We start from the raw sequence: 23,659 nt of genomic DNA on the forward strand, positions 1-23,659 counted from the left end.
ATGACAGGATTTCATATAATTAAATTAGTCAAATAAGGTCAAACTTATTAAGGAGTGATTTTATGGTTCAATTTACGAACGAAGAACAAAAATCCCCATTGGAACAATATGGTCGAAATATGGTGGAACAAGCGAAAAATGGCAATATGGATCCGGTCATCGGACGGGATCAGGAAATTCGCAATGTCATTCGGATTCTTTCGCGCAAAACGAAAAACAATCCGGTTCTGATTGGAGAGCCTGGGGTTGGGAAAACAGCGATTGTCGAAGGATTGGCGCAGCGGATTGTCCGAAATGACGTGCCAGAAGGGTTAAAAGACCGCATCATTTACGAACTCGACATGAGTGCACTGATTGCCGGCGCCAAATACCGGGGGGAGTTTGAAGAACGCTTAAAAAGTGTGCTGAAGCAAGTAAAAGACAGCGACGGCCAAATTATTTTATTCATCGATGAAATCCATACGATTGTCGGAGCAGGAAAAACCGAAGGGGCAATGGATGCCGGGAATATGCTGAAGCCGATGCTGGCGCGTGGCGAACTGTACTGCATCGGTGCAACGACACTTGATGAGTACCGGATGAACATCGAAAAAGATCCGGCTTTAGAACGCCGTTTCCAGCAAGTTCTAGTACGTGAACCGTCTGTCGAAGATACCGTATCGATTTTAAGGGGCTTGAAAGAACGGTTTGAATTGCACCATGCGGTCCGCATTCATGACCGGGCCATTGTCGCCGCAGCGGCAATGTCAGACCGCTATATTACCGAACGTTTCCTGCCGGACAAAGCGATTGACTTGATCGACGAAGCGTGTGCAATGATCCGGACGGAAATCGATTCAATGCCGCAGGAACTGGATGAAGTTACTCGCCGTTTGATGCAATTGGAAATTGAAGAACAAGCTTTAATGAAAGAAAAAGATCCGGCGAGCCAAAATCGGTTGGACATTTTGAGAAAAGAAATTGCGGATTTGAAATCTTCCACGGCAGATATGAAGAACCAATGGAACACAGAAAAAGAATCGCTGAAAAAGATTCAGGAAAAGCGTGAAAAGCTGGATCAGTATCGTCGGCAATTGGAAGAAGCAGAGAACAAATACGATTTAAATGCCGCGGCTGTCCTCCGCCACGGCAAAATTCCAGAACTTGAAAAAGAACTGGCAGTTCTTGAAAAAGACTTGCATGAAGGCGGTGCAGAACGCCTCTTGCGCGAAGAAGTGACCGAAGATGAAATTGCCGGAATCGTCGCCAGATGGACAGGCATCCCTGTTACGAAGTTAGTCGAAGGGGAACGCGAGAAGCTGTTAAGACTGGATGAAACATTAAAAGAGCGGGTCATTGGGCAAAACCGTGCTGTTGAACTGGTAACAGAAGCTGTATGGCGCGCTCGTGCGGGCATTAAAGATGAACAAAAGCCAATCGGTTCTTTCATTTTCCTAGGTCCTACCGGGGTGGGGAAAACAGAGCTCGCTAAAGCGTTGGCTGCGAACCTTTTCGATTCGGAAGACCATTTTATCCGCATCGATATGTCGGAGTATATGGAAAAACATAGCGTTTCCCGTCTGGTCGGGGCTCCTCCGGGCTATATTGGCTATGAAGAAGGCGGCCAGTTGACAGAAGCAGTTCGCAGAAATCCGTATTCCGTGGTGCTCTTGGATGAAATCGAAAAAGCGCATCCGGACGTCGCCAATATTTTGCTGCAAATCTTGGATGATGGACGGATTACAGACAGCCAAGGCCGGTTGATCAATTTCTCGAATACGGTTGTGATCATGACCTCGAATATCGGCTCCGCTTTCATTGGCGGAACGGATACTGAACACGATCTTGAAGACATTGTCATGGCCGAATTGCGGAAGCATTTTAAACCCGAATTGTTGAACCGCATTGACGATATTGTCATTTTCCACGCACTCGGCAATTCTCATTTCTATGGAATTGCGAAAAAGATGCTGGGAGAGCTGGCACAGCGCATGAAAGGCCAGCAATTGGAATTAGCGGTCGATGATTCGGTCATTGAGTATATTGTGGAAGCGGGAACCGATCCGGTATTTGGAGCCCGTCCGCTAAAACGCTTTATCCAAAGGGAAATTGAAACAAAGATTGCCCGGGAATTGATTAAAGGGGAAATCGAAGCAAATGCCACCTTGCATTTAGGAATGGAAGAGGGGCATTTGAAGATCATCACAAATTAAAAAAATGCGCCATCCGGATAATTCCGGATGGCGCATTTTTAATTAATGCTTTTCTGCTGCTGGCTCGTCTGGGATGATTGCGGAAATAACAAAAATCAAGACAGAGACAATCAGAGAAATATAAACGCCTAACATGAAGTCGAAATGGACGTTTTGTACAGCGCTTACCACATAGTTCAATAAAGAAATCAATAAGAACGACCAAAAGAATGTGCCAATATATTGCATCTAATCTCACCTCTACATAAAATATCTAGCTTAATCATATCATACCGTTTCCCATACACAAAGAAAGTTTCGAAGAATCAAAGATATTTTGTCGGAAGTATGTCAGTTAGTTGAAAAATAACAGGACATGGCGTATTATTATTACCAGGTACTAATAATTGATGTTAAATTGAAATGAGGGACCCATAATGAATGCAGGAATTATCGGCATTGGCAGATGTTTGCCGGAAGATAAATTAACGAACTTCGATTTGGAAAAACGGATGGATACCTCTGATGAATGGATCCGTACGATGACCGGGATTGAAGAGCGCCGAATTGCAAGAGATGAACAGGACACGTCCGATATGGCATTAGAGGCAGCGCAGAAAGCAATTAAAGATGCTGGCATCGATCCTGCTGAAATCGGATTGATTTTGGTTGCAACGGTTACACCGGATCAGCCGTTCCCTTCGATGGCATGTGTCATCCAACAGGAAATTGGGGCAGTACATGCTGCGGCTATGGATGTTTCAGCTGCCTGTGCAGGTTTCATGTATGGCGTCGTCACTGCTAAACAATTCATTGATTCCGATGTTTATAAATATGTCCTCGTTGTAGGCGTGGAAAAATTATCGAAAATTACAAACTGGGAAGACCGCAATACAGCCGTCCTGTTCGGCGACGGAGCCGGAGCAGCAGTCGTCGGGAAAGTATCCGAAGGGCGCGGAATTCTTTCCTTCGAACTCGGAGCGGATGGCAGCGGCGGTTCGAACCTTTACCAAGAAGGCAAGCATTTGGTGATGAACGGCAGAGAAGTGTTTAAATTCGCTGTTCGCCAAATGGGTGAATCTGCAATCAATGTCATTGAAAAAGCAGGATTAACGAAAGAAGAAGTCAACTTTTTAATTCCACATCAAGCCAATATCCGCATCATGGAGGCGTCACGGGCCCGTTTGGAATTACCGGTAGAGAAAATGTCGAAAACGATCCATAAATACGGCAATACATCTGCAGCTTCGATTCCCATTTCTCTTGTAGAAGATGTGGAAGAAGGACGGATTAAAGAGGATGATGTCGTCGTCATGGTCGGATTTGGCGGCGGATTGACATGGGGCGCAATCGCAATGAGATGGGGCAAATAAGAGATATGCGAAAGGAAGAAATGAGAATGGCTAATCGTCGAGTAGTAATTACAGGTATTGGGGCAGTGACTCCTTTAGGAAATGATATCGAAACCACGTGGGAAGCGGTAAAGTCGGGGAAATCCGGTGTAGGGCCGCTGACTCGTTTAGATGCAGATCAATATCCAGCTAAAGTAGCTGCAGAAGTTAAAGACTTTTCAATCGAAGATTATATTGAACGGAAAGAAGCCCGCAAGATGGATCGCTTCACTCATTATGCGCTCGCATCATCCATCATGGCGATGAAGGATGCCGGGCTTGAGCTGGATGAAAAGACAGCACTTCGTACTGGTGTTTGGATCGGTTCCGGCATCGGCGGAATGGAAACGATTGAAAATCAGATGGATGTGTTGAATGATCGCGGCGTTCGCCGCATCAGCCCGTTTTTTGTGCCGATGATCATTCCGGATATGGCTTCTGGCCAGGTTTCCATCCACTTTGGTGCAAAAGCGATCAACTCTTGTTCGGTGACAGCCTGTGCGTCGGGCACAAACTCAATCGGCGACGCATTCAAAGTAATCCAGCGCGGCGATGCGGACGTCATGATTTCAGGTGGAGCCGAAGCGCCGATCACTCGTTTATCGGTAGCCGGCTTTACAGCGAACACAGCCTTAACGACAAATACAGATACGGCAACAGCATCACGCCCATTTGATAAAAACCGTGATGGATTCGTTATTGCGGAAGGTGCAGGGATTGTGATTCTGGAAGAATATGAACATGCAAAAGCACGCGGTGCGAAAATCTATGCTGAACTGATTGGCTACGGTTCAACTGGCGATGCGCACCATATTACGGCTCCGGCACCTGGCGGCGAAGGCGCAGCAAGAGCAATGGCGCAAGCGCTGGAAGACGGCGGTGTTGATAAAACCGAGATCGGCTACATCAATGCCCACGGAACCAGTACCCAATACAATGATTTATATGAAACGATGGCAGTTAAAACGGTTTTCGGGGAGCATGCCTATAAATTAGGAATGAGTTCCACTAAATCCATGACAGGCCACTTATTGGGAGCGGCAGGCGGAATCGAAGCGATTTTCACAGCTTTGGCTTTGAAAGAAGGGATCATGCCGCCGACAATGAACTACGAAACACCGGATGAAGAATGTGATTTGGACTACGTGCCGAATGAAGCCCGCAAAGCAGAGTTTGCTTATGCTATGAGCAACTCGCTTGGCTTCGGCGGACACAATGCTTCTTTAGTATTTAAAAAACTAGCAGAATAATGATTTGCGCCAATAAAACCATCAGCTATTTTTCAGCTGGTGGTTTTTCTTTTGTTGAATAAGAGGGGGGAATGCCTATAATTACCATATTTATAGAAATTGTGAAATAATTTGTAAAATTATAAAAAATGCGTTGCCTTGGTAATGTTTTTGTAATAAACTTTGTTTAGAGTGAATTGACAGAAAAAAAAGAATTTTGAGGTGTTCACATGACTGGGAACTACACAACGAAAAAAACGACACCCCTTTTGCAAGTAAGAAATTTACAAACGGGCTTTAAAATTGACCGGAAGTTTTACAATGCAGTCGAAAATGTCTCGTTCAATGTCGACAGAAAACAAATTGTCGGGATCGTGGGAGAGTCTGGGTGTGGAAAGAGCGTAATGTCATTGTCCATTATGCAGCTATTGCCGAACGGCATCGGCAAAATCCGTGGCGGAGAAATTGACTTTGAAGGATTGAATATTTCAGAACTAAGCGATAAAAAGATGAATAAAATACGGGGCAAAGAGATATCAATGATTTTTCAGGAACCGATGACTTCGCTAAATCCCGTATTCACCATCGGTTATCAGATAGAAGAAGTGATCTTGAACCACGAATCGATTTCTAAAAAAGAAGCGAGGCTCCGTTCAATCGCTTTGCTGAAAAGTGTGGGAATTCCAAGAGCGGATAAAATCGTTAACGAGTATCCCCATCAATTATCGGGTGGAATGCGACAACGGGTCATGATCGCGATGGCCATCGCCTGCCAACCGAAATTGCTCATAGCAGACGAACCGACAACCGCTTTGGATGTTACGGTACAGGCCCAAATTTTGGAACTGCTGAAAGATATTCAGGAAACCAATGATATGTCCATTATCCTGATTACGCACGATCTTGGCGTAGTAGCGGAAATCTGTGATGAAGTGATTGTTATGTATGCAGGGAAGATTGTCGAAAAGGCGACGGTAGATGAATTGTTCAACAATCCGAAGCACCCCTATACAGACCTTTTGATGAAGGCGATTCCGAAAATGGATGAAGATGTGGAGAAATTAGCAACAATTGATGGATTAGTTCCTTCTATTATAAATATGCCGCAAATCGGCTGCCGGTTTGCCAACCGCTGCCCGAAAGCGATGCCGGAATGCTTAACGGTCACTCCTCAATTAGGAGAAGTGGAACCGCAGCACGAAGCAGCATGCCTCCTTTACGATGAAAGCTGGCCGGCAGGAGAAGAACGCCAAAGAGAAGGGGTACCTGTTCTATGACAACGAGAGATTTTATCCAGGAAAGAATCGATAGCTTAGAAAATCGTGAAGTCTTGCTTGATGTACAGAATTTAAAAACCTACTATCCGGTAACTGGCGGATTTTTCAAGCGGGTCGTCGGCAACGTAAAAGCGGTGGATGATGTGTCCTTTAGCATCCGAAAAGGTGAAACCTTAGGGCTGGTTGGGGAATCGGGCTGCGGCAAATCGACAACTGGCCGGACGATTCTGCGGTTGCTGAAACCGACGGATGGAAAAATCCTATTTGAAGGAAAAGACATCACGAAAGTCACCGGCTCCAAATTGCAAAAAGCACGGCGTGATTTTCAAATGGTTTTCCAAGACCCTTATGCCTCCTTAAATCCGATGCAAATGGTGGGAGATATTATTGCAGAACCTATCCTCAATTACGAGAAACGCAATAAAAAAGAGTTGGAGCAAGAAATCAAAGCATTATTAACGAGAGTCGGACTGCCGGAAGAGGCCTATTACAAATACGCCCATGAATTTTCCGGCGGCCAGCGCCAACGCATCGGGATTGCCCGTGCACTGGCTTTGAACCCGAAATTGATTGTCGCAGATGAACCGGTGTCCGCACTGGACGTATCTGTACAGTCGCAAGTATTGAATCTGCTGAAGGAATTGCAGATCGAGTTCGATTTGACTTATTTGTTTATCGCGCATGATTTGAGCGTCGTAAAGCATATGAGCGATCGAATCGGAGTAATGTATTTGGGCAATCTCGTTGAGCTTGCTTCAAATAGAGATTTATACAGAGAACCTTTGCATCCTTACACACAGGCTTTGATTTCTGCGATTCCGGAACCAAATACGGCGATCAAGAAAGAACGGATTGTGCTGGAAGGAGATGTGCCAAGTCCGCAAAATCCGCCGACCGGCTGCCCGTTCCATACGCGGTGCCCAATGGCAATGGAAGCATGCTCGAAAGAAAAGCCTCCATTAAAAGAAGTGCGGCCAGGCCATTTTGCAGCATGTCTTCTGTATTAAATCAAAAAAATTTTTTTGAGGGGGAAAAGTATGAAGAAGAACAAATCCTTACTTTGGCTTTTCGCGATGATCCTTGTCGTTTCCGCATTTCTAGCGGCTTGCGGCGGAGATGATGGCGATACAGGCAGCAAAGATTCAAAGAAAGAAGACGGCACTACAGAAGATAAGGCAGCTGACGGAGAACCGCAAAAAGGCGGCACGTTAGTATACGGAATCGATGCTCCACCTGAAGGATTATTCTCTACGGCATTTTATGGGATTCAAACAGACTTTGATGTTATTTCCTTATTTGATGAATCATTGATTAATTATAACGAAAACCTGGAGCCGGAGCCGAACGTAGCTTCATGGACAACAGAAGACAACAAAGTCTTCAACTTTAAATTTGAAGAAGGCGTTAAATGGCACAACGGCGAAGAATTGACAGTCAATGACTGGGTATTCGCTTTCGAAACGTTAGCAGATCCTGACTATGACGGTCCCCGCTACACAAACGTCCAAACGATTGAAGGAGCAGAAGCTTACCGCAACGGAGAAGCTGATACGATTTCAGGAGTGGAAGTGATAAACGACTACGAAGTGAAAATCACATTTGATGAAGCGCGTGTGAACAACTTGACGAACCTTTGGTCTTACCCGCTTCCAGAATCCGTTCTTGGCGATGTGCCGGTAGCTGAAATGTCAGCATCTGAATGGGTGCGTTCAACACCAATCGGAATTGGACCATTTAAAGTAGATAAAATTGTTCCAGGCGAATCTGTTGAGTTTTCTCGATTCGATGAATACTGGAATGGCGACGTTAACTTGGACAAAATCGTCTTGCGCGTCATCGACAACTCTTCTGTTGTAGGGGCATTGCAAAATGGCGATATCGATATGATTTCGCTTCAACCGGTTTCCGGCCCTGAAGTAGAACCGTTAGAAAACGTTGAAATTGTCACATATCCTGGCCTTTCTTACTATTATGTAGGATTCAAGCTTGGCAAATTCGACAATGCGACACAAACCATCACGGAAGAACTTCCGAAATACCAAAGCAAAGAGCTTCGCCAAGCGATGATGTATGCGATCAACCGCCAAGAATGGGTGGATGCATTCTTCTTCGGCTATGCAAATGTCGTGAACAAACCGGTTCCAACTTCACATTGGAACGCAGCAGACGATGCAGAAGCAGACTTGAACACTTATGAATACGATCCGGAAAAAGCAAAAGAAATGTTAGATGCAGCTGGATACGTAGATATAAACGATGACGGCTTCCGTGAAGATCCGAACGGCGACGAGTTCGTTGTGAAATTCTCACACTATGCAACTGGAAATCCGACATTTGAGTCTCGCGCACAAGCAATCACGCAATATTGGGAAGAAGTCGGCATCAAATCCGAACTTGAAATGGTCGAAGTTAACCTTTACTACGACATGATTGAAAAAGATGATCCTTCAATCGAAACATTCTTCGGCGGATGGGGAACTGGCACAGACCCGGATCCATCTGGACTATGGAAAGCAGATCAATTATGGAACTACCCGCGCTACAACAATCCGGAAGCAGATCAATTGCTTGATGATGCTTTAAATATTGACATTGTGGGAACAGATCAGCAAAAACGTGCAGACCTTTACATCGAATGGCAGAAGATCGTCAACGAAGAAGTGCCAATGCTTTATATTGCTGAACTGGAAGAAATTGTAGCTATGAACGAACGTGTTGGCGGAACTGAATTTGATGTATCAGGTTCTAACAGCCCAGCCGAATGGTTTGTAACAGAATAATAATAGTAGATTTTCATTCAACGGTGGGCGCAGCAAGTCGCCCATCGTTGAATCATTATTGGCTCTTATGCACGGTAAGGGATGTTTGATGGCAAATAATTCTTACCGTGCCCGGGAGCGCAGCTGAGAATATGACAGACAAGGAGAGTATATATGCTGAAATATACGATTAGAAGGTTGCTTGGAATGATACCTATGCTCATCCTGATATCCATTGTGGTATTTACTTTAGCGAAATTGATGCCGGGAGATTCCTTGAGCGGCGAAATCGATCCACTCAATACGAATCCGGAATACATAGCAGAAATGAGAGAAAAATTAGGGTATAACGAACCGCTTCCTGTTCAATATTTCGACTGGATTACCGGTTTTCTGCAAGGCGATTTCGGAAAATCGACGCGCTTTAAAGTTCCGGTAGCAGATGTGATTATCGAGAAAATCCCCAATACGCTGTTTCTTGGGGTCATGTCCTTGCTCATAACCTATATTCTTGCATTTCTAATGGGCATGTATTCAGGGCGTAAACCGTATACAATCGGAGACAATGCGATAGCTGGAGTGAATTATATCATGCTCGCAATTCCTTCCTTTGTCGCAGCTGTATTTGCTATATATTTTTTCTCCTTCCATTTAAATTGGTTCCCATTCGGAGGATCTGTCGATATTTTAGTAGAGGAAGGTACGCTCGACTACTGGTTCAGCCGGCTTCATCATGTCTTACTGCCTGCCCTAGTTTTAGGAGCAATGAGTACCGCTTCATATACCCAGTTCTTGCGCAATGATATTATTGAAAATTCCCGAAAAGATTTTGTGCGCACAGCGCGTGCAAAAGGGACGCCGCTCAAGAAAATTTACAATGTCCATATTTTAAGAAATTCTATTATTCCATTAGTTACCTTTTTAGGCTTTGATTTTGCTGCACTTATCGGCGGCGCAATCATTACTGAAACCATTTTCACATATCCGGGCATTGGCCAGCTTTTCCTTGATTCAGTTACCAGCAGGGATTATCCGACCTTAATGGCCTTAACAATGCTTTTGTCGTTCTTGACACTTGCTGGGAATTTAATCGCAGACATCTTATACGGAATCGTGGATCCACGAATCCGTCTGGACTAAGGAGGAGCAATTATGGCATCAACTACTACCATCTCACAGCAAAAGAAGCCGGAAAGAAGCTTGTCTCCCTGGCAGATTGCCAGAAAGAAATTTTTGCGGAATAAACTAGCCATGGCTAGCAGCATTTTCATCCTACTCGTCACCATTATGTCTTTATCTGCACCATTCGTAGCGAATTTTTTATCGCCGCTCCCAGATGTTACAAAAGTAAATATTGGATCGATGAACATTCAGCCGAACGGGGAGCATTTGCTTGGAACCGATAAGAGCGGGAGGGACGTCCTGACAAGATTATTTTACGGGGGGCGCATTTCCTTATTGGTCGGTTTTAGCGCGACTCTGATCGTAGTGACGTTAGGAACGCTCGTCGGTTCAATTGCCGGATTTTTCGGCGGCATGGTAGACAATATCCTGATGCGTTTTACGGATTTCGTTTTGAACTTCCCATTTTTGGTATTTGTTATCGTTTTAAATACGATTTTATATGGCATAGTAGACGGCCTATGGGTGCTGATTTTAGTGATTGGCGTCTTGAGCTGGGGCGGGGTTGCGCGGCTGGTGCGAAGCAAAGTTCTCGCTGAGAAGGAGAATGAATACATTTTGGCGGCGTTGTCCATTGGCTGTTCGCCATGGAAAGTCATCCGGAAGCACTTGCTGCCGAACGTCATGTCAACCATCATCGTGCAGGCCACTTTGATCTTTGCCAGCATGATTGTTGCGGAAGCCGCATTGAGCTATTTAGGATTCGGGGTTCCGCAAGCCACCCCAAGTTGGGGCAACATGCTGTCCTCGGCAAATGAACCTGACGTATTGCAAGGTAAACCATGGATTTGGATGCCGCCGGCTTTCATTATCACATTGACGATTCTATCCATCAATTTTATCGGTGAAGGATTGAAAGATGCCCTTAACCCCAAATCACTTCGTTAAAAGCAAGAGCCGCCTCCAATGTGGCTCTTTTTTTTATAGAATAAAAAGCGATAAGTCAAATTATTAATATTTATCAAAATAAAGTGCAAAAGTATAATAGAAGAGTTATAATTAAAAAAATCAATCTTTTCGGAAAAATAAGGAGGCATTCCCGTGTTCACCAAGAAAAGACCGATCTTACTTATTTTCATGCTGGTGATAAGTGGATTTTTAGCAGCTTGTGGCGGCAATGGAGGAAGTGATGAGGGCAGACAGAATAATGAAGGCGGTACGGGCGGAGGATCAGGAGAACCTGATGCGGAACAAGTATTGAATTTAATTGAAAGCGCTGAAATTCCAACAATGGATTCGGCTTTAGCGGAAGACGCAGTAGCCTTCAATATCTTGAACAATGTCAATGAAGGATTGTTTCGGTTGAATCAGGAAAATATGGCTGAACCGGCTCTCGCTGAAAGCGAACCTGAAATCAGCGAAGATGGTTTGACGTATACCTTTACCTTGCGTGAGGCTAATTGGTCGGATGGAACACCAGTTACTGCAAATGACTTTGTATTTGCTTGGCAACGGGCGATCGACCCTGCAACCGGCTCACCATACGGGCCTTATATGATGGCAGGAACCATCAAAAATGCAGAAGCGATTGCAGCTGGTGAAATGGACAAAGCCGAACTGGGAGTAGAAGCGACTGATGATAAAACGTTAGTTGTAACCCTTGAACGTCCGGTGCCTTACTTTATGTCATTGATGGCATTTGGCACTTTCTATCCTCAGAACGAAGCTTTTGTAACAGGCCAGGGAGATGCATATGCGTCCAACTCCGATAATGTGCTGTACAACGGACCGTTTATGCTGACGAACTGGGACGGAACGGGGCTAACCTGGTCAATGGAAAAGAATCCGGAATATTGGGATGCAGAGACGGTTCAGCTTCAAACCATCAATGTGGACGTAATTAAAGAACCGAGCACAGCTGTGAATCTCTATACATCAGGAGAAAAAGACCGGGCTGGATTGTCAGGAGAATTCGCAATGCAATATGCAGAAGATCCGGAAGTTGTGACGGAACTCGAACCAAGCATCTTCTACTTGAAATTTAATCAGGAACGGAATGGGGAAGAGACGCCGCTCGCCAATGAAAACATCCGAAGAGCCATATCGATGGCTTTCAATAAGCAGGATTTAGTGGATGTCGTGCTGGCTAACTGGTCCTTGCCTGCGAACTATCTCGTACCGACAGAATTCACGTTCAATGAAAATAACGAAGATTTCCGAGACATCAACGGAGACATGAATGAATTCAATGCAGAAGAGGCGAAGCAATATTGGGAAACCGGATTGCAAGAACTTGGTGTCAGTGAAGTGACCTTGGATTATTTAGGAGACGACACCGAGACGTCAAAAAAATTAAATGAATACATGAAAGCCCAGCTTGAAGAAAATCTTGTAGGCTTAACGATTGAAATTAATACCGTCCCGTTCAGTGTTCGCCTAGAACGGGATGAAGCACAAGATTACGACATTCAAAATTCCGGTTGGGGTCCGGACTATCAAGATCCGATGACATTCATCGACTTGTTCGTAACCGATTCCCCTCAAAACAAAATGTCCTATTCAAATGCTGAGTTTGATGAGTTGGTCAATGCAGCGAAAGGAGAGCTGGCTCAAGACCTTGAAGGACGATGGGAAGCAATGGCGCAAGCTGAACAGATTCTGATAGAAGAAGATGCGGCAATCGCACCGATCTATCAGCGCGGCCGGATGTCCTTGCAGAAACCGTATGTCAAAGACATCATCTCGCATCCGTTTGGAGGAGACTACAGCTATAAATGGGCGTACATCTCTGGGAAATAAGAAAAGCGGAAGCGGCCCGTTAGCCCCGAAAGGCATAAGGCGCTTCACGCAGGAAATCCTGAAAAAATGAAAGAGGCTGCAAAATGCAGCCTCTTTCATTCTTTATTTGCGCTTGCGGCCTAAGCCCATCGCATTTTCCATTTTCTTTAATGTCTTATTGGCTAAGAAATTCGCTTTTTCGGCGCCTTCGTCCAAAATGCGGTCCAATTCTTCCGAGTCCAATAATTCTTTATAGCGTTCTTGGATAGGAGCCAAGTGAGCAGTTACGGCTGACGCGACGGAAGCTTTGAAGTCGCCATAGCCGACGCCTTCATATTTAGCAACAAGCGAATCGATGCTTGCATCCGTAAGTGCGGCTTCAATCGTCAAGAGGTTTGAAATCCCTGGTTTGTTTGTTGGATCGTATTTGACGATCCCTTCCGAATCCGTCACAGCTGATTTGATTTTCTTTTCAATCGTTTTTAAATCGTCCAATAACGTGACGATAGATTTTTTATTGGCATCCGACTTGCTCATTTTTTTAGTAGGATCTTGCAGCGACATGATGCGCGCGCCGTTTTTCGGAATGCGGATTTCCGGAATGGTCAAAACATCGTTGTATTTTTTGTTGAACCGTTCCGCTAAATCGCGCGTCAGTTCAATATGCTGCTTCTGATCGTCGCCAACAGGCACAACATCTGTTTGGTAGAGCAGTATATCAGCAGCCATTAGCGGAGGATAAGTCAATAATCCAGCAGACACAGAAGCGGTCTTCGCTGATTTATCTTTATATTGGGTCATGCGCTCCAATTCGCCAATAGTAGAGACGCATTGCATCATCCATCCGGCTTGGGCATGTGCGGGAACTTCAGATTGGATAAATAGGGTGACTTTCTCGGGATCGATCCCGACAGCCAAGTAAAGAGCTGCAAGAGCCTTAATATTTTTTCTGAGTTCTAACCGTTCTTGCGGCATGGTGATGGCGTGTTGGTCGACGATGCAAAAAATGCAGTCAAATTCATCTTGCAGATCAGTAAATTGTTTAAACGCACCGATGTAATTTCCTAGCGTGACTGTACCGGTAGGCTGAACGCCTGAAAAGATTTTTTTCTTCATTTCTTTTCCTCCTCCTAATAAAAAAACACAGCACACATCCCTGTAAAAAAGGGACGAATGATGTGTTTTTCCGCGGTACCACCCTAGTTGCCGTATTTGGCCACTCTTCTTCATAACGTGAAGATCACGGAAACAGCTACTGTTACTTCACTGTTTCAGCTCAAAAGTCCATTCAATGCAGCTCTCTGCCTGTTTCCACCGACCACAGGCTCTCTATATAGAAGAAACTGCATTTACTCTTCTTTCTCATCGCTCAATGTTTATTTTCTAAGTATAATACAAAAAACTTTTTTTGTGCAACGGTTAAAGTTCATAAATCAATAAGGAAATCACCATAAAGAGCAATGTCACGCCGCCGATGATCAATAGTGGTGTAGCCGACAGCGAGAAAATTTCGGAAGGGGCCCGCATTTCATCATCTTCGAGAGTGGATCTGACTTTGAAGAATTTCCGCATACTGAGTGTAAAGATATCGAAAACTCCTGTCCTGATGACAAACACCCATAAACCGATAAAAACCAGGACCCCTCCAAAAATAAACGAATTATTTATATAAGAAAGCAGGGAGAAAGGCTCGCTTCGAATGAGCATGGTCAGTAAAATTAGCACCTGCACAACAATGACACTTATCACCAATTTTTTCATTTTTGCACCTCAATTCTTATTAATTGTAGAAGAACTTAAAAAAAAAATCAAAAAAATAATGAAAATAATTCCACCTCGAAAATGCTGATAACTTCAATAATCACGGCTTTTTGTGTAATAATGTTGAAACACAATTGTTACAAAAGTGTAAATACTTTTAAAAAAAGTACTGTACAAGAAAAAAAGATTATGTATAATAAACAGTGTACCAATTTTTCAGAAAATTTAAGGGGGTCACCTAAGTGAAGAACAGCAAGTTATTTTGGCTACTTAGCCTTGTTTTAGTTCTTAGCGCTTTCCTAGCTGCATGTGGCGGCGGGGATGACGATAAAGCTGAAACACCAGAGACAGACGGCGACGATAAAGCAGCCGGAGAAGAACCAGCAGGAGAACCAGATGCTGAACAAGTACTTAACTTGATGGAAGGTGCAGAAATCCCAACAATGGATTCATCATTGGCTGAGGATGCCGTTGCTTTCAACATCATGAACAACGTTAACGAAGGTTTATTCCGTTTAAACCAAGAAAACGTTGCTGAACCTGCTCTTGCAGAAGCTGAACCAGAAGTCAGCGAAGATGGATTAACTTACACTTTCAAATTACGTGATGCTAAATGGTCTAACGGCGAACCAGTAACTGCTAACGATTTCGTATTCTCTTGGCAGCGTGCGATCGACCCTGCGACTGGATCACCTTACGGCCCATACATGATGGCTGGTACGATTAAAAACGCTGAAGCAATTGCTGCAGGCGAAATGGACAAAGCTGAATTGGGAGTTAAAGCTGTTGACGAGAAAACTCTAGAAGTTACTCTTGAGCGCCCTACTCCATACTTCATGTCACTAATGGCTTTCGGAACTTTCTACCCATTAAACGAAGCTTTCGTTACTGAAAAAGGCGATGCTTACGCTTCTAACTCAGATAACTTGCTTTACAACGGTCCATTCATGTTAACAAACTGGGATGGCACTGGCTTGACTTGGTCTATGGAGAAAAACCCTGAGTACTGGGATGCAGAAACAGTTAAACTTGAAACAATCAACGTAGACGTTGTTAAAGAAACTAGCACTGCAATCAACCTTTACACTTCAGGCGAAAAAGACCGTACAGGTCTATCTGGTGAATTCGCAATGCAATATGCTGAAGATCCAGAAGTTGTAAGAGAACTAGAACCAACTGTGTTCTACTTGAAATTTAACCAAGAGCGCAATGGAGAACAAACTCCACTTGCAAACGTAAATATCCGTAAAGCGATTTCTATGGCTTTCAACAAACAAGATCTAGTTGATGTAGTATTAGCAAACGGTTCATTGCCAGCTAACTACCTAGTACCAACTGAATTCACATTCGACGAAAACAACGCGGACTTCCGTGAAGTTAACGGCGACATGAACGAATTCAATGCTGAAGAAGCGAAGAAATTCTGGGCAACTGGAATGGAAGAGCTTGGCTTGACTGAAGTTACACTTGAAATGCTTGGTGGAGATTCAGAGCTTGCTAAGAAAATGGACGAGTACATGAAATCTCAACTTGAAGAAAACCTTGAAGGTTTGACTCTTGAGCTTAAAGCTGTTCCTTTCGGAGTTCGCTTAGAGCTTGATGAAGCACAAGACTATGATATCCAAAACTCTGGTTGGGGCCCTGACTATCAGGATCCAATGACATTCATTGACCTATTCGTAACAGGATCTGCTCAAAACAAAATGTCTTACTCTAACGAAGAATTCGATACTTTAGTTGATCAAGCGAAAGGCGAATTGGCTCAAGATCTTGCTGGTCGCTGGGAAGCTATGGCTAAAGCAGAACAAATCTTGATCGAAGAAGATGCTGCAATCGCACCAATTTACCAACGCGGTTTGATGTCTCTTCAAAAACCTTACGTGCATGACATTATCTCTCACCCATTCGGCGGAGATTACAGCTACAAATGGGCTTACATTTCAGGTAAATAAGTTAATTACCCGGCCTCTGTGAAAAACAAATAGAAAGAGAGTATATCGCTGGTATTTGGACGATATACTCTCTTTTCTAATGCAGGCGAATTCACCGAAAATTGACCATTTTCTGCTAACTATCGAAAAGAACAAGCCTATCGTCGACGCACATAGCTTGTGAAATAGAATTATTTTTTGGAGGTGCAACATGGCACGATACATCGGCAAACGATTGATCTATATGGTGATCACATTGGCATTGATTGCAACATTTACATTTTTCTTAATGAAGATTTTACCAGGTTCCCCTATCGCTTCCGCAGATAAATTATCTCCAGAACAAAGGGCAGTAGTAGAAGCACGGTATGGTTTAGATGAACCTCTGCCTGTTCAATATTTTGATTATATGTTTGGCTTGTTAAAAGGGGATTTAGGTATTTCAATTAACCAATTTAAAGGAGCAAATGTTACAGACCTGATTATTAGCCGTATGGGTCCATCTGCTCAAATTGGTTTCCAAGGTATGGTGCTGGGAACAATTCTCGGCATCTTGCTTGGAATGATTGCTGCCTTAAGGCAGAATAGTTGGATAGACTACTCTAGTACGCTTGTTGCGATTATTGGTATTTCCATTCCATCGTTTGTATTTGCTTCCTTGCTGCAATACTGGTTCGGTTTGAAACTGGAATGGTTCCCGGTAGCTTTATGGAAAGACGGCTTTATGTCCAGCGTCTTGCCATCCATCGCGTTGGCGATGTTCCCGCTTGCAACAGCGGCACGTTTCATCCGTACAGAAATGATTGAAGTTTTAGGTTCTGACTATATCACTTTAGCAAAAGCAAAAGGTGCCAGCGGTTCAGAAATCGCATTTAAACATGCGATCCGTAACGCATTGATTCCGTTAATTACGGTTCTTGGTCCAATGGCAGTCGGTATTCTTACTGGTTCTTTAGTAGTCGAGCAAATTTTTGCAATTCCAGGAATCGGGGAGCAGTTTGTAAAATCAATCATGGTGAATGACTTCTCAATCATTATGGGAACAACGATTTTCTTCTCAGTCTTCCTAATTATCGTTATCTTGATTGTCGATATTTTGTACGGCGTTATCGATCCGCGCATCCGTCTTTCAGGAGGTAAAAACTAATGACCCAAAATCTAGAAAAACTGCCAAAAGGTTCATTTGAACGCATCACCGTAGACACAAAACAGGCAGAACGCATCACGAAGCCGAGTGTCAGCTTCTGGCAAGATGCTTGGATGCGCTTAAAGAAAAATAAAGGGGCAATCGTCAGTATCATCCTTTTCGGATTGATTGTCATCATGTCTTTTGTTGGGCCAATGATCAGCCCTTATGAGCCAAATGCTCAAACAATCACGCATGCAAACTTGCCGCCCAAGATTCCAGGAATTGAAAAACTGGGGATCATGGATGGAACAGGTTCTCTTGGCGGCAAAGAAGTCGACTTGTATGATATGAAAAATGTCGAAGTCAATTATTGGTTCGGAACTGATGGGCTTGGTCGTGACATGTTCTCGCGTGTATGGAAAGGAACGCAAGTATCCCTATTCATCGCATTTGTCGCTGCCGCAATCGACATGTTTATCGGTGTTATTTACGGCGGAATTTCCGGTTATTTCGGTGGCCGCATTGATGATATCATGCAGCGTGTCGTCGAAATTTTAACAGGTATTCCAAACTTGGTTGTTGTTATTCTCTTCATCTTGATCATGGATCCGGGGATTCTCGCGATCATTATCGCTTTGACCATCACCGGTTGGACGGGGATGTCACGGGTAGTTCGTGGACAAGTACTGAAATACAAATCCCAGGAATTCGTTTTGGCTTCCCGCACATTAGGGGCGAGCGATTCCCGCATTATTTGGAAACACTTGATGCCTAACGTGTTAGGCATCATCATCATCAATACGATGTTCACGATTCCTGGCGCCATTTTCTTCGAGGCTTTTTTAAGTTTCATTGGACTTGGTCTTCAAGCACCCGATGCATCGCTTGGAACATTGATCAACGATGGTTATAAATTGCTTCAATACCAGCCGCATATTTTAGCATTCCCGGCTGTCCTATTAAGTATTATCATGATTTGCTTCAACTTGATCGGCGATGGTCTTCGTGATGCGCTGGATCCGAAGATGAAAGATTAAGGAGGAAAGTTAAATGGAGAAAATTTTACAAGTAAAAGACCTCGAGCTTTCCTTTAACACATTTGGTGGGGAAGTCAAAGCGATCCGAGGCGTTAACTTTGATTTATACAAAGGTGAAACGTTAGCAATTGTAGGAGAATCCGGTTCTGGTAAATCGGTTACGACAAAATCGATCATGCGTTTATTGCCTGATCATTCAGCTGAATTTAAAAATGGAGAAATCCTATTTGGCGGCCGTGATCTGACGAAATTGAGCGATAAAGAAATGCAGAAGATTCGTGGAAAAGACATTTCGATGATTTTCCAAGATCCAATGACTTCTTTAAACCCGACGATGCCGATTGGCCGTCAAATTACTGAACCGTTATTGAAACACCAAAAAATTGGCAAAGAAGAAGCGAAAAAAGTAGCGATCGATTTGCTTCGCCTTGTTGGGATGCCTAAGCCAGAATTGCGGATGAAGCAATATCCGCACCAATTCTCAGGCGGTCAGCGCCAGCGTATCGTAATTGCCATCGCCTTAGCCTGCAATCCGCAAATCTTGATTGCGGATGAGCCGACTACGGCACTCGATGTTACGATCCAAGCGCAGATTCTAGAGCTGATGAAAGACCTTCAGAAAAAAATTGACACATCGATCATTTTCATAACCCATGATTTAGGGGTTGTTGCGAATGTAGCTGACCGTGTAGCTGTTATGTACGGCGGCAAGATTGTGGAAATTGGAACAGTGGATGAAATTTTCTATAATCCACAGCATCCATATACATGGGGACTATTAAGTTCAATGCCTTCATTGGATACAGAAGAAGCGAAATTATATGCCATTCCAGGAACTCCTCCGGACCTTTTGGATCCGCCTAAAGGAGATGCGTTTGCACTTCGCAGCGAATATGCATTGCAAATTGATATGGAGCAAAACCCTCCATTCTTTAAAGTCAGCGATACACATTCTGCTGCAACTTGGCTCTTGCATCCGGATGCTCCGCAAGTGGATCCTCCTGCGACGGTTATCGAGCGCATGAAGAAATTTCCGGGAAGCCGATATTATGAAGGGGGCGCAATTTGATGGCAGAAAAATTACTTGAAATCAAAGAGTTAAAACAGCATTTTAATGTAGGCAAACCCAATGAAGTAAAAGCGGTAGACGGCATCAGCTTCGATATTTATCGCGGTGAGACACTTGGATTGGTAGGGGAATCCGGTTGTGGGAAATCTACAACTGGCCGCTCGATCATCCGATTGTACGATGCAACTTCAGGCGACGTTTTTTATGAAGGCGAAAACGTACACGGCAAGAAATCCAAGAAAGATTTGAAAAAGTTCAATCGCAAAATGCAGATGATTTTCCAGGATCCTTATGCTTCCTTGAATCCTCGTATGAAAGTCATGGACATTATAGCTGAAGGCATTGATATTCACGGCCTGGCTAAAAATGCAGCAGACCGCAAGAAAATGGTTTTTGATTTGCTCGAAACAGTTGGATTGAACAAAGAGCACGCGAACCGTTACCCACATGAATTTTCAGGTGGACAGCGCCAGCGTTTAGGAATCGCCCGCGCACTGGCGGTAGAACCGGATTTTATCATTGCCGATGAACCGATTTCTGCCCTGGACGTTTCTATCCAGGCGCAAGTGGTTAACTTGTTGAAAGAATTGCAAGAAGAAAAAGGGTTAACGTATTTGTTTATCGCCCACGATCTGTCGATGGTTAAATACATTTCAGACCGTATCGGCGTTATGTATTTCGGTAAAATGGTTGAGTTGGCTCCAGCAGAAGATTTATATAACAATCCAATGCATCCTTATACTCAATCTTTGCTTTCAGCCATTCCGCTTCCAGATCCGAATTATGAGCGCAACCGGGTCCGTAAATCCTACGACCCTGCTATCCATAATTACACAGAGAAAGACGATGTGAAGATGAGAGAAATCACCCCTGGGCATTTTGTACAATGTTCAGAAAGCGAATTCCAGTCCTTGAAAGCATCTGCTGCGGTAAAATAATATAAAGTAAACGATGATTCCATACTTTGGAATCATCGTTTTTTTCTTTCAATTTATTGAAATAATGATAAAATTAAACTACAACAGGGAGAGGGTGCATGGCAACAATGAAATGGACAAAATTAACAATTACTAGCGCACTGATGCTAAGCACATTGGCATCCACTACAGTTATGGCGGCTGAAGATAAAGAGGCAGCTCCTGACTTTACAACACGTACATATCATTCACTAGAAGTGAATGAAGAAATTTTAGCTACTTCACAATTATTTAAATACGATTCCGGACTGACTTTTGAATATCCTGATGCAGTAAGAGGCATTTTTGTAACGGGGCATTCTGCTGGGGGCGAGCGTTTTGAGAAGCTGGTTGATTTAATCGATACAACGGACCTAAACGCCATGGTAATCGATTTTAAAGAAGATATGGGTTATCTGACTTACAAGCCGGAAGAAGGATCACCGCTGGCGAAATTGGGCATTGGACAGCCTTTTATAAAAGATCCGCGGGCAGTACTGGAAAGAATGGAAGAAAAAAAGATTTACCCAATTGCACGAGTGGTTGTCTTTAAAGATTCGGAATTGGCAAATGCTAAACCCGAGCTTTCATTTGTCGAAGGCAATGGAATATGGAAGAACGGGAGAGGCGAGTCGTTCGTCAATCCATTTTTGAAAGAAGTCTGGGACTATAATGTCCAAATTGCAATCGAAGCGGCGAAGCTTGGGTTTAAGGAAATCCAGTTTGATTATGTGAGATTTCCTGAAGGGTTTGAAAAACGTGCAGACACGCTTCAATATTCAATGGGTGAATATGCAGACTCTGATTTAGATCCTGTTCAAAGACGAGTAGAAGCTGTCACAGATTTTGTAGCCTATGCCAGAGAACAGCTTAAACCGTATGATGTAGAAGTTTCGGTGGACATCTTCGGCTATTCAGCGACACTTCCGGAAGCGCCTGGAATTGGACAGAACTTCTCTCGAATTTCTGAGAACGTGGACGTCATTTCTTCTATGATCTATCCAAGCCACTGGACTTCTTATTTTGGCATTGCGAAACCCGATTTGGAGCCTTATAAGCTAGTTTCTGAATATGCAAAAGTGGAAAACAAAAAACTGGGCGAATTGAAAGATCCACCGGTATCGCGTCCATGGCTTCAAGACTTTACCGCTTCCTATTTAGGGGCAGGAAATTACTTGAACTACGGGAAAGCGGAAGTGGAAGCCCAGATCAAAGCCTTGCATGATAATGGCATTGACGAATACCTTCTATGGAATGCCGGCAATAGTTATTCACCCGGCGTGGATTATACACCTGAATAATGGAGCAGCATGATGCAGCCGCAAGAGGAAAAGCGCCAAATTCCTCTTGCGGCTTTTTAGTGAATAAGAAAAATAAAAGCTTCCGGACTTTTTCTCAAGCAGACGAAACTATTTAAAAGGTGAAACGTACTATAAAGAGAAGACTTTATTTTCAAATCTTCACTTGTAATTGAGAATAAATTTTTTTCACAATAGGGTTTAATAGGGACAGGATGCGGGTATTTTTAATAATATGTACGAGAGAATGAAGCCGTGAAATTATAACGATAATGTGACAAACTCTACAAAAATAATAGTTTTTTTGTCTAAGGTATGTTCAATTGAAAGCTAATATTGTATAATGAATGTAGAGCTTCTATATTATAGTGATTCTAATTTAATAAATTTCTAATATGATTTAACTTGAATCCGAAAGGAAGTGTTCCACTATGATGGTAACTCTATTTACTTCTCCAAGCTGTACGTCTTGCCGGAAAGCAAAAGCGTGGCTAGAAGAACATGAAATTCCATATACTGAACGCAATATATTTTCTGAGCCGTTAACAATCAGCGAGATCAAAGAAATCTTGCGCATGACAGAAGACGGTACAGATGAAATAATTTCGACTCGCTCGAAGATTTTCCAAAAATTAAATGTTGATGTCGAGAGCCTGCCTCTACAACGCTTATATGAGTTAATCCAAGAACATCCAGGATTGTTGCGCCGTCCGATTATCATGGACGAAAAACGTCTCCAGGTTGGATACAATGAAGACGAAATTCGCCGTTTCCTTCCGCGCAAAGTTCGTGCTTACCAATTGCTCGAAGCGCAGCGTATGGTGAACTAAAAAAGCTACGTAAGCTGTCCAGTCTTTATGAACTTTCATAAGGAAATTATGGACAGCTTTTCTTTATCTAAAATAGTTGCATAATTTGGTGAAATAATCTAGACTCGTATGTACTTAAGAGTTCCTGAATGATTCAGGCAGAAACTTTTTCTTCTCTTAGGAAACACGATATACTAGTACTAGTAAGATAAGACAAGCACGGCATAGAAGGACGATCCTCTTAGTCCATTTCGAAAGGAGAGGTGTAAAATGGAAATCGAAAGAATCAATGACAATACAGTTAAATTTTACATTTCCTATCTCGACGTTGAAGAACGGGGTTTTAGCCGTGATGAAATATGGTTTAACAGAGATAAAAGTGAAGAGCTTTTTTGGGAAATGATGGATGAAGTGAATGAAGAGGCCGACTTTATAATGGAAGGGCCTTTATGGATCCAAGTCCAGGCGATGGATAAAGGACTTGAAGTGACGGTTACCCGTGCACAATTAACGAAAGACGGGCAGAAGATCGATATGCCTGATGATATAGAAGAACGCCGTAAAATGTTTTCAAGCGATGATGCCAACACAGCTGATTTCGATGAATTCGAACCGGTTTTTGATGAACCGGATGTGAAAAAACTTGAATTTACTTTTGCTTTCAACGAAGTAGACGAGTTGTTGCCAATTGCACGGCGCTTAATGTATGTGCCGATTGAATCTGCCTTGTATCATTTCGAAAACAAATACTACTTGCATGTGAGCTTTGACGATCTGCTTCATTCTGAAGACGATGTCAAAGACAATACAAGCATCATTTCCGAATACCTACAAAGTTCACCTCTAACAATTCACCGGTTAGAGGAATATGGCAAAGAGATCTTTAAACAAGATGCTTTGTCGAACGTTCTCTATTATTTCGGATAAAATCCCCTTTCGAGG

20 protein-coding genes and 1 other annotated feature are annotated in these 23,659 nt (G+C 43.4%); of the genes, 17 read left to right on the forward strand and 3 right to left on the reverse strand.

The genetic code is table 11. From position 1 onward, the window contains the following. Positions 1–62: 62 nt before the first annotated feature. On the forward strand, positions 63–2,192 hold the full coding sequence (locus tag MTR82_RS00390; protein ID WP_246807346.1) for an ATP-dependent Clp protease ATP-binding subunit: 2,130 nt from the start codon (positions 63–65) through the stop codon (positions 2,190–2,192). A 42-nt stretch (positions 2,193–2,234) separates the two neighbouring features. Here MTR82_RS00390 and MTR82_RS00395 read toward each other — a convergent pair whose 3' ends face one another. Next, complete coding sequence (locus MTR82_RS00395; RefSeq protein ID WP_052650960.1) at positions 2,235–2,420, reverse strand: YjzD family protein; 186 nt, start codon at positions 2,418–2,420, stop codon at positions 2,235–2,237. Between the two features lie 188 nt (positions 2,421–2,608). Here MTR82_RS00395 and MTR82_RS00400 point away from each other — a divergent pair, with 188 nt between their 5' ends. From MTR82_RS00400 to MTR82_RS00435, 8 genes are all read left to right on the forward strand, one after another. Next, entirely contained in the window at positions 2,609–3,544 is a 936-nt protein-coding gene (locus MTR82_RS00400; protein ID WP_246807347.1) for a beta-ketoacyl-ACP synthase III, read from the forward strand. A gap of 26 nt (positions 3,545–3,570) precedes the next feature. Then, the gene (gene fabF / locus MTR82_RS00405) at positions 3,571–4,812 is read left to right on the forward strand and encodes a beta-ketoacyl-ACP synthase II (RefSeq protein ID WP_052650962.1); all 1,242 of its coding nucleotides are present in this window, start codon (positions 3,571–3,573) and stop codon (positions 4,810–4,812) included. Between the two features lie 209 nt (positions 4,813–5,021). Then, entirely contained in the window at positions 5,022–6,068 is a 1,047-nt protein-coding gene (locus tag MTR82_RS00410; RefSeq protein ID WP_246807348.1) for an ABC transporter ATP-binding protein, read from the forward strand. Then, entirely contained in the window at positions 6,065–7,075 is a 1,011-nt protein-coding gene (locus MTR82_RS00415) for an ABC transporter ATP-binding protein (RefSeq protein WP_246807349.1), read from the forward strand. Before MTR82_RS00410 ends, MTR82_RS00415 begins: the two co-directional genes overlap by 4 nt. A gap of 30 nt (positions 7,076–7,105) precedes the next feature. After that, a complete protein-coding gene (opp4A, locus tag MTR82_RS00420) occupies positions 7,106–8,848 on the forward strand; it encodes an oligopeptide ABC transporter substrate-binding protein (protein ID WP_246807350.1) in 1,743 nt (580 codons plus the stop codon). A gap of 153 nt (positions 8,849–9,001) precedes the next feature. Next, positions 9,002–9,967: an oligopeptide ABC transporter permease gene (opp4B, locus tag MTR82_RS00425; RefSeq protein ID WP_052650966.1), complete on the forward strand. Its 966-nt coding sequence runs from the start codon at positions 9,002–9,004 to the stop codon at positions 9,965–9,967. A gap of 12 nt (positions 9,968–9,979) precedes the next feature. Then, positions 9,980–10,897: an oligopeptide ABC transporter permease gene (opp4C, locus tag MTR82_RS00430; protein WP_052650967.1), complete on the forward strand. Its 918-nt coding sequence runs from the start codon at positions 9,980–9,982 to the stop codon at positions 10,895–10,897. A 189-nt stretch (positions 10,898–11,086) separates the two neighbouring features. Next, a complete protein-coding gene (locus tag MTR82_RS00435) occupies positions 11,087–12,748 on the forward strand; it encodes a peptide ABC transporter substrate-binding protein (RefSeq protein ID WP_246808536.1) in 1,662 nt (553 codons plus the stop codon). A 102-nt stretch (positions 12,749–12,850) separates the two neighbouring features. Here MTR82_RS00435 and trpS read toward each other — a convergent pair whose 3' ends face one another. Together trpS and MTR82_RS00445 are read right to left on the reverse strand one after the other, a co-directional pair. Beyond that, positions 12,851–13,843: a tryptophan--tRNA ligase gene (trpS, locus tag MTR82_RS00440; protein WP_246807351.1), complete on the reverse strand. Its 993-nt coding sequence runs from the start codon at positions 13,841–13,843 to the stop codon at positions 12,851–12,853. 46 nt (positions 13,844–13,889) lie between these two features. Next, positions 13,890–14,102, reverse strand: a binding site (T-box leader). 44 nt (positions 14,103–14,146) lie between these two features. Continuing rightward, a complete protein-coding gene (locus MTR82_RS00445; RefSeq protein WP_246807352.1) occupies positions 14,147–14,488 on the reverse strand; it encodes a DUF3899 domain-containing protein in 342 nt (113 codons plus the stop codon). Between the two features lie 242 nt (positions 14,489–14,730). Here MTR82_RS00445 and MTR82_RS00450 point away from each other — a divergent pair, with 242 nt between their 5' ends. From MTR82_RS00450 to mecA, 8 genes are all read left to right on the forward strand, one after another. After that, positions 14,731–16,440 (forward strand): peptide ABC transporter substrate-binding protein, encoded by a 1,710-nt coding sequence (locus MTR82_RS00450; protein ID WP_246807353.1) that lies wholly within the window; start codon positions 14,731–14,733, stop codon positions 16,438–16,440. Positions 16,441–16,630: 190 nt separating this feature from the next. Next, entirely contained in the window at positions 16,631–17,566 is a 936-nt protein-coding gene (opp3b, locus tag MTR82_RS00455) for an oligopeptide ABC transporter permease (RefSeq protein ID WP_246807354.1), read from the forward strand. Next, on the forward strand, positions 17,566–18,585 hold the full coding sequence (gene opp3C, locus MTR82_RS00460) for an oligopeptide ABC transporter permease (protein ID WP_246807355.1): 1,020 nt from the start codon (positions 17,566–17,568) through the stop codon (positions 18,583–18,585). Before opp3b ends, opp3C begins: the two co-directional genes overlap by 1 nt. 13 nt (positions 18,586–18,598) lie before the next feature. After that, positions 18,599–19,654 carry an ABC transporter ATP-binding protein gene (locus MTR82_RS00465; RefSeq protein WP_052650973.1) on the forward strand — a complete coding sequence of 352 codons (1,056 nt, stop codon included), beginning with the start codon at positions 18,599–18,601 and terminating at the stop codon, positions 19,652–19,654. Then, entirely contained in the window at positions 19,654–20,592 is a 939-nt protein-coding gene (locus MTR82_RS00470; RefSeq protein ID WP_052650974.1) for an ABC transporter ATP-binding protein, read from the forward strand. The genes MTR82_RS00465 and MTR82_RS00470 overlap by 1 nt, the downstream gene beginning before the upstream one ends. A 173-nt stretch (positions 20,593–20,765) precedes the next feature. Further along, complete coding sequence (locus MTR82_RS00475; RefSeq protein ID WP_425023862.1) at positions 20,766–21,911, forward strand: putative glycoside hydrolase; 1,146 nt, start codon at positions 20,766–20,768, stop codon at positions 21,909–21,911. Positions 21,912–22,342: 431 nt separating this feature from the next. Continuing rightward, positions 22,343–22,738: a transcriptional regulator SpxA gene (gene spxA / locus MTR82_RS00480; RefSeq protein ID WP_006829729.1), complete on the forward strand. Its 396-nt coding sequence runs from the start codon at positions 22,343–22,345 to the stop codon at positions 22,736–22,738. 249 nt (positions 22,739–22,987) lie between these two features. Beyond that, positions 22,988–23,644, forward strand: a complete 657-nt coding sequence (gene mecA / locus MTR82_RS00485) for an adaptor protein MecA (RefSeq protein WP_246807356.1) — start codon at positions 22,988–22,990, stop codon at positions 23,642–23,644. The last annotated feature ends 15 nt before the right edge of the window (positions 23,645–23,659 follow it).

Origin of the sequence: Planococcus ruber (genome assembly GCF_022819085.1) — a bacterium.
Lineage (GTDB): Bacteria > Bacillota > Bacilli > Bacillales_A > Planococcaceae > Planococcus > Planococcus ruber.